Source organism: Alcanivorax sp. HI0083 (assembly GCF_001635175.1).
Genome location: NZ_LWFX01000921.1, coordinates 1 through 6988, shown reverse-complemented (window position 1 = coordinate 6988; position 6988 = coordinate 1). Strand labels below are relative to the sequence as shown.

Sequence of the window (6988 nt, the reverse complement as noted above, 5' to 3'; positions counted from 1 at the left end):
CACCTGCCTGGGGTTGCTGTGCGGGGCCAGTATTGGCCGCGAGGGCCCCAGTGTGCACATGGGCGCGGCGATGATGTATTCGGTGGGCCGGGTGGGGCGGCTTCAGCAGAAATACGTGGATAATTCCCTGATTGTGGCGGGTGGCGCGGCAGGGGTGTCGGCGGCGTTTAATGCCCCGCTGGCAGGGATTGTGTTCGCCATTGAGGAGTTGTCCGGCTCGTTTGAGCAGCGCACCAGCGGTACCCTGATCATGGCCATCATTCTTTCCGGTGTGGTGGTGTTGATGATAATGGGGCACTACAGTTTTTTTGGGCACCCGGACGGGGCGCTGGACATCACCCGGGACTGGGCAGCGATTGGGGTGACGGCGCTGGTGTGTGGTCTGCTGGGCGGCTTTTTTAGCCGGTTGCTGATCAAGGGCAGCCAATTCCTTTCGCCCTACGCCAGGGAGCATCCATACCGTGTGGTGGTGCTGTGCGCGCTGGTGTTGGTGTTTCTGGGGCTGATTACGGGCGGGGCCACCTACGGCAGTGGTTACGAGCAGGCATCTACCTTGCTGAGTGGTGAGCAGCCGGGTAACTGGACCTTCGCGCTGGCCAAGATGTCGGCCACCCTGGTGTCTTATTTTACCGGCATCCCCGGTGGTCTGTTCTCTCCCAGCCTGGCGGCCGGTGCGGGTATCGGTAATGTGGTGGGTGGTTTCTTCCCCGGCTCGTCGCTGGTGGGGCTGACGCTGGTGGCCATGGCGGCTTTTCTGGCCGGGGTGATACAGCGGCCGATCACGTCCTTCGTGATCGTCATGGAGTTGACCGGCAACCGTCACGATATCCTGCTGCCGCTGATGGCGGGAGCGCTGCTGTCCGCGGCGGTGGCCAAGGTTGTCTGGGCTCGCCCTCTGTATGATTCTTTGGCTGACCGGCTTTCCGATGGTCAGGGCATGGCGCTGGAAAAAACCCAGGACAAGCCGGCGGAGCGTAGCGACGACAAGGGCGCTGCGGCCGAGACGGTGAAAGCGCCGGAGCGACAACTGCCCGGCTGATTACCGGGCCGCTCTTTGGTGCCGGTTTTGCCCCGCCGTTGCGGGCGCGTTCTTGCCGATGGTGGGCGGCGACCCTATCATGCAGGGCTTCCTTTTATTAATGCAGTTCAGGAGTGGGATATGTCTTCTCAGCCAGCACAAGTCAGTGCACCGCTGAAAGTGGGTGTGGTTGGCGGTACCGGGTATACCGGGGTCGAATTATTGCGCCTGCTGGTTAATCATCCCCATGCTGAGCTGGATGTGATTACCTCCCGTGGTGGAGCCGGTGTGGCGGTGGCGGATTTGTTTCCGTCCCTGCGCGGGCGCACGGATCTGGTGTTCAGCGAGCCGGACGTAAAACGGCTGGCGGCCTGTGATGTGGTGTTCTTCGCCACGCCCCATAACGTGGCCATGCGCATGATGCCTGAGCTGATGGACGCCGGGGTGCGGGTGGTGGACTTGTCTGCGGATTTTCGTCTGCGCGATCATGAGCTCTGGAGCGAATGGTATGGCGAGCCCCATGCTTGCCCGGAGTTGCTGGCGGATGCGGTATATGGCCTGCCGGAAGTGAATCGGGAGAAAATTCGTGATGCCCGGCTGGTGGCGTGCGCCGGCTGCTATCCCACCTCGATTCAGCTGGGCTATCTGCCATTGCTGGAAAAAGGCTGGATCAAGCCGGACCAACTGATTGCCAACGCGGCCAGTGGTGCCAGTGGCGGCGGCAAGGGTGCCAAGGTGCCCATGTTGCTGGCGGAAGCCGGGGAAAGCTACAAGGCCTATGGCGCCAGTGGTCACCGGCACTTGCCGGAAATTGAGCAAGGACTGGGTGATATTGCGGGTGCCCCGGTAAGCGCTACATTTGTTCCACATCTTATCCCCATGATCCGTGGTATTCATGCCACACTCTACGGCCAGCTCACCGAGTCGGCGCCGCCACTGGAAGAGATCCAGGCCGCATTCGAGGCCCGTTATGCCGATGAGCCTTTCGTGGACGTGATGCCGCTGGGGAGTCATCCCGAAACGCGCTTTGTGAAGGGCGCCAACATGTGTCGGCTGGCGCTGCACCAGCCCCGTGGTGAGAACGTGATTGTGGTGCTGTCGGTGATCGATAACCTGGTGAAAGGGGCGTCGGGCCAGGCGGTGCAGGCCATGAATATCATGTTTGGTCTGGATGAGGGGGCGGGGCTGGCTGTGGTCCCGTTGGCCCCGTAACCATGGCGAAGAAACCGAAAAGCCGGGCCGGCATCGATGATGTGATGCTGATGCCGATCAGCCCGTCTCAGCAGAAGAAGCAGCGGCGGCTGTGGGTGTCGGTTGCGCTTGTCGTGGCGGTGTTGCTGTTTTTGCTGGGCGGCTGGCTGGGTGCTGGCGGTGCCCTGGATGCCTCGGAATCCAATCGCCGACTGCGTGGTGAGGTCAAGACCCTGGATGCAGAGCTGGAGACTGCGCGTAATGAACTGGCGGTGTTCAGAGCGGATTCCGAACTGACCCTGGAGGCTCGCGAAGAGGTGCGCCGGGAGATCAAGGCATTGCAGGATCAGGTGGCCGAGCTCGAAGAGGCGGTGCTGTTCTATAAGAATGTCATGGCACCGGCTGGCACCGAAGGTGGCCTGCAGATCGAAAAAATGACCGTGCAGCAGGATAACGACACTGACGAATACCATTATCGGGTGGTGTTGGTGCAGTCCGGCGATAACCGGGGCTATCTGTCCGGGGATATCAGTCTGCACCTGCGCGGAGAGAAAGACGGTGAGGCGTTTTCGCTCAACGGACGCAGCTGGCTTGAGGACGGCAGTGAGACACGCTTCCGGTTTCGCTACTTTCAGGAGCTGAATGGCCGCTTTAAGGTGCCCGAAGGGGTGGTGATACAGGCGGTGGATGTGGATGCTGAGAGCGGCGGCAGAAACCGTTACCAGACACAGAAAACCATAAAATGGCAGTAGGAGAGACGTGTGCTAGGCCGAGACAAGAAAACCGCAGCAACGACAGGGGCATCGTCCCAGGATTACCGTAACCACACCCTGATCGCGCCCAGCGCAACCGTTCGTGGCGATATCGAATTCTCCGGGGGGCTGCATATCCAGGGCACCGTGGAAGGCAACGTCAGCGTGGGCAAGGATGGCGGCCGCCTGGTGATCGGCGAAAGCGGCGTGGTGAAAGGTGAGATTCAGGTCGCCCAGGTGGTGATCAACGGTCGCGTGGAAGGGGATGTGCACGCCACCGAAAACCTGGAGCTGGCCGAAAAGGCATCCGTGGAAGGCAACGTGTATTACCGGATGATCGAAATGGTCATGGGCGCGCGGGTGAATGGCAAGTTGGTACGGCTGGATGATGAGCGCCGCAATTTGCCTGCCCCGGACGCCAGTAAAGCCGCCAAGTCGGAGCCTGAAGGCAAGGCTGTGGCAGGCAAGGCGGCCGTGGATAATTCTTGACTGTTTTAGTCGGGTACTGGAACATGATCTACCCGCCTGGGCGATTGCTGTTGCCCAGGCGGGGATCCTACTGCCCAGATGTCAGCCAATAGCGAGAGTATGACCGAGTCAGCGCCTATTTCATTTACTGATGCCGCCGCGGCCAAAGTCAAAGAGCTGCGTGACGACGAAGGAAACCCGAACCTGAAGCTGCGTGTGTATATCACTGGCGGCGGGTGTGCGGGGTTTTCCTATGGTTTCACCTTCGATGAAGCGGTGAATGAAGACGATACCTCGGTGGAGAAAGCCGGCGTAACCCTGCTGGTAGACGCCATGAGCATTCAATACCTGGATGGTTCCCAGGTGGATTACGAAAAGGGCCTGATGGGTTCGCGTTTCGTGGTCAGCAACCCCAATGCGGCCACCACCTGCGGCTGCGGTTCTTCCTTCTCTGTTTAGGAATAACTGGCTGCTTCAGTCGTAAGCCCGCTTTGCCGAAAAGAAGCGAGTAACGAGTTACGAGTCTCGAAAGGCAAGAGGTGGACTGGGTTTCGAAACTCGCTTCTCGCAACTCGCGCCTGTCTCCCCTGTCACAAAACCTTCACTGTTTGATCAACATTTCGTCGCTTTTCGGGTAGACACTGAACCCATGATGACGACAAAACCGACATTTCAACGAATGACCGCCGCGGATACCCGGGCCATGTGCTGGTTGCTACAACAACCGCAGGCAGCCCGCCGTGCCCGTCTGGCGCGGATGATCTCCCGCCTCGGCGATGGTCCTTTCTATGTGGCGCTGACGTTGCTGATCTGGTGGATGGATCGGCAGGGCGGCAGCGAGTTCGCCCTGACTGCCATGGCCGCCTATGCCCTGGAAGTGCCGATGTTTGTGCTGCTCAAGCACTTGATCAAACGGCCCCGGCCGGCGGATGCGCTGGAGAGCCTGTCGGCGTTTATTCAGCCCGCGGACCGATTCAGCTTCCCGTCCGGGCATACAGCGGCGGCCTTTGTGATGGCGACACTGCTATGTGTGTTCTATCCGCCGGTAATGGCTCTGGCGTTGGGGTTGGCGGTGATGGTGGGATTGTCCCGGGTGTTGCTGGGGGTCCATTATCCGTCGGACATTCTGGCTGGCGCGACGCTTGGCTTCAGCTGCGCCATGATTGGGCTGTGGCTGGTTTGAGGGGCTAGCTACGGGCTACGAGTTGCGAGGCGCGGGAAGAGCCAAAGCCAGGTTCACTGTGGTGCGCCGCGCCCAGGCGAGGCGAAAAGCAACGCCGAAGCGCGGTTCAAGAGTTTGTCGGTTGAGCCAATCCCTGTTTCGCGCCTTGAAGCTCGTAGCTCATAGCTCGCAGCTACTCTTAAGGCAGGGTGATCTGCCCCAATACCGCTTCCCTCGACGCCCCGGTGACCACCGGCGCATTGCCCGCTTTTCCTTCCATGCGCGCCCAGGCCAACCAGGCAAACGCGGCGGCTTCCACCCAGTCCGGGTGCAGTCCGTGCTCGGCGGTGCTGGTGACCGGGGTGTTGAGTAATGCCTGAAGGCGTTCCAGCAGGTGCCGGTTATGGGCGCCTCCACCACAGATCAGTACGTGATCGGGCTGGAAGTTGTTAAGTGCATCGCTGATCGAGTGGGCGGTGAGTTCTGCCAGTGTTGCCTGGATGACGTCATCAGGGAGCGAGTGGTTAGCCAGTTGGGCGTTGAGCCAGTCGCGGCTGAAGCGTTCCCGTCCGGTGCTTTTCGGGGGCGGCTGATGGAAATACGGATCATCCAGCAGGGTAGTGAGCAGGGTGCTGTCGGGCTGGGCGCTGGCGGCCCAGTCACCGTTGCGGTCGTAGGCTTGCTGGTAGTGCTGTTGAATCCAGCTATCCATCAGCACGTTGCCCGGGCCGGTATCAAAGCCGCCGGTGAGCTGGCCGGTATCCAGCAAGGTCACATTGGCCATGCCGCCGATGTTGATCACGGCAATGCGTTGATCAGGGCGGGCAAATAACTGTCGATGAAAGGGCGGCACCAGCGGGGCGCCTTGCCCGCCCAGCGCCATATCCTTGTTGCGAAAGTTGCTGACCACGGGGATGCCGGTTGCCACGGCCAGCGAATCCGGGCAGCCCAGTTGTACGCTGAAGCCGGGCGGTTGCGGGCGATGGCGAATGGTCTGCCCGTGGCAGCCGATGGCACGGACCTGGTCCGGGGTTATGCCGGCCTGCGTGAGCAGGGTCTGGCAGGTGTTGGCGTAATGTCCGGCCAGCTGCAGGTTGACGCGGCCGGCCCGGTCGATTTCGTTACTGCCCGGCTGGCACAGGGCGAGAATGTCGTCGCGAAGCGGTGCCGGGATTGGCTGGCTCAGGGTGCCGAGCAGAGAAAAATGGTCGCCGCCAATGCTGGCGAGAACGGCATCAATGCCGTCCACGCTGGTGCCGGTCATCAGGCCGATAAACAGGGATGGCTCGGTCTTAGAAGGCATCGCTGCTGGCCAGTGTCGAGGCTTCGGAGAACAGGGTCATTTGTGCCTTCAGCCGGTTGGCGGCAATCAGGAACTCCGCTCTCTCGTTATCGTTGATGCCGCGTGCCTTGGGCAGCGGTACGGTTTGTGGATTGCGGTGTACGCCGTTAATACGGAACTCGTAATGCAGGTGTGGGCCGGTGGCGAGCCCGGACGAACCCACATAGCCGATGGTTTGCCCCTGGGTGACTCGTTTGCCCACGCGGATACCTTTGGCAAAACTGCGCATATGGGCATACAGGGTGGTGTAGATCTGGCCATGCTTGAGGATGATGACATTGCCGTAGCCCCCTTTTACCCCGGCGAAGATGACCTTGCCATCGCCTGCGGCCTTGATGGGGGTGCCGGAGGGGGCGGCATAGTCAGTGCCCTTGTGGGCTCGGATGCGGTTAAGTACCGGGTGTTTGCGGCCCGGATTAAAGCGGGAGCTGATACGGGAAAAAGCCACGGGGGTACGGATAAATGCCTTGCGCATGGAATCGCCCTTGATATTCAGGTACTCCACATCGCCAGACAGGGTTTCGTAGCGGAAGGCAGTGAGATGGCGGCCCTGGTTCCAGAATTCGGCCATCAGGATATCGCCTTCGCCGACTTTCTCCCCATCCAGGTAGAGCTCTTCGTAGATAATGCGGAAGCGGTCGCCTTTGCGGATGTCGAGGGCAAAATCCACATCCCAGGCGAACAGGTTGGCAAGCTGCATGGTGAGCCGGTCGGTGATGCCGGCCGCAGCCCCGGCCAGGAACAGGGAGCCAGTAATGTCGGCTTGGGCGAAGCGGGTCTGCTTCTGATATTCCCGCTGGCTCAGGCGCACACTCCAGCCGCCGCCTGTCAGCCGTGCGGTGAGGGTTTCAACTTTTGAGGGGTGGTAGCGCACGTTGGTGAGGGAGCCGCTGTCGTTAACAATGACTTCCAGTGCTTCCCCGGGGCGCAAGCGGGTGAGCCGCTTCAGCTTGTCGTCACCTTTGAGCAGGGCATCGATCTGCCCGGCGCCAATGCCCAGGGGATGCAGTAATGAGGACAGGCTGTCTCCGGATTGCACGGTCAGCGTTTGCCAT

The 6988-nt window shown here is 60.7% G+C and carries 8 protein-coding genes; 6 read left to right on the top strand and 2 right to left on the bottom strand.

All coding sequences use genetic code 11. From position 1 onward, the window contains the following. The 6 genes from A3754_RS09805 to A3754_RS09780 all read left to right on the top strand — a co-directional run. Nucleotides 1-1039, top strand: a 1039-nt coding sequence (locus tag A3754_RS09805) for a chloride channel protein (RefSeq protein WP_063519523.1), incomplete at its 5' end; no start/stop codon positions are given. A gap of 120 nt (nt 1040-1159) precedes the next feature. Beyond that, nucleotides 1160-2230 carry an N-acetyl-gamma-glutamyl-phosphate reductase gene (argC, locus tag A3754_RS09800; RefSeq protein WP_063519522.1) on the top strand — a complete coding sequence of 357 codons (1071 nt, stop codon included), beginning with the start codon at nt 1160-1162 and terminating at the stop codon, nt 2228-2230. Nucleotides 2231-2232: 2 nt separating this feature from the next. Next, nucleotides 2233-2961 (top strand): DUF6776 family protein, encoded by a 729-nt coding sequence (locus A3754_RS09795; protein WP_063519521.1) that lies wholly within the window; start codon nt 2233-2235, stop codon nt 2959-2961. Nucleotides 2962-2970: 9 nt separating this feature from the next. Continuing rightward, nucleotides 2971-3450 (top strand): polymer-forming cytoskeletal protein, encoded by a 480-nt coding sequence (locus A3754_RS09790; RefSeq protein WP_063519520.1) that lies wholly within the window; start codon nt 2971-2973, stop codon nt 3448-3450. Nucleotides 3451-3528: 78 nt separating this feature from the next. Next, nucleotides 3529-3888: an iron-sulfur cluster insertion protein ErpA gene (gene erpA / locus A3754_RS09785; RefSeq protein ID WP_063519519.1), complete on the top strand. Its 360-nt coding sequence runs from the start codon at nt 3529-3531 to the stop codon at nt 3886-3888. A gap of 220 nt (nt 3889-4108) precedes the next feature. After that, nucleotides 4109-4612, top strand: a complete 504-nt coding sequence (locus tag A3754_RS09780) for a phosphatase PAP2 family protein (RefSeq protein ID WP_063519518.1) — start codon at nt 4109-4111, stop codon at nt 4610-4612. Between the two features lie 178 nt (nt 4613-4790). On the opposite strand, the gene A3754_RS09775 is transcribed toward A3754_RS09780, so the two are convergent. Beyond that, nucleotides 4791-5894, bottom strand: a complete 1104-nt coding sequence (locus A3754_RS09775; RefSeq protein WP_063519517.1) for an anhydro-N-acetylmuramic acid kinase — start codon at nt 5892-5894, stop codon at nt 4791-4793. Next, nucleotides 5884-6988, bottom strand: a 1105-nt coding sequence (locus A3754_RS09770) for a peptidoglycan DD-metalloendopeptidase family protein (RefSeq protein WP_063519516.1), incomplete at its 5' end; no start/stop codon positions are given. The genes A3754_RS09775 and A3754_RS09770, both read right to left, overlap by 11 nt.

Bases quoted from the DNA above. Each gene is read 5' to 3' on its own strand.
- argC (WP_063519522.1), top strand. From the start codon at position 1,160: ATGTCTTCTCAGCCAGCACAAGTCAGTGCACCGCTGAAAGTGGGTGTG.
- A3754_RS09795 (WP_063519521.1), top strand. From the start codon at position 2,233: ATGGCGAAGAAACCGAAAAGCCGGGCCGGCATCGATGATGTGATGCTG.
- erpA (WP_063519519.1), top strand. From the start codon at position 3,529: ATGTCAGCCAATAGCGAGAGTATGACCGAGTCAGCGCCTATTTCATTT.
- A3754_RS09780 (WP_063519518.1), top strand. From the start codon at position 4,109: ATGACCGCCGCGGATACCCGGGCCATGTGCTGGTTGCTACAACAACCG.
- A3754_RS09775 (WP_063519517.1), bottom strand. From the start codon at position 5,894: ATGCCTTCTAAGACCGAGCCATCCCTGTTTATCGGCCTGATGACCGGC.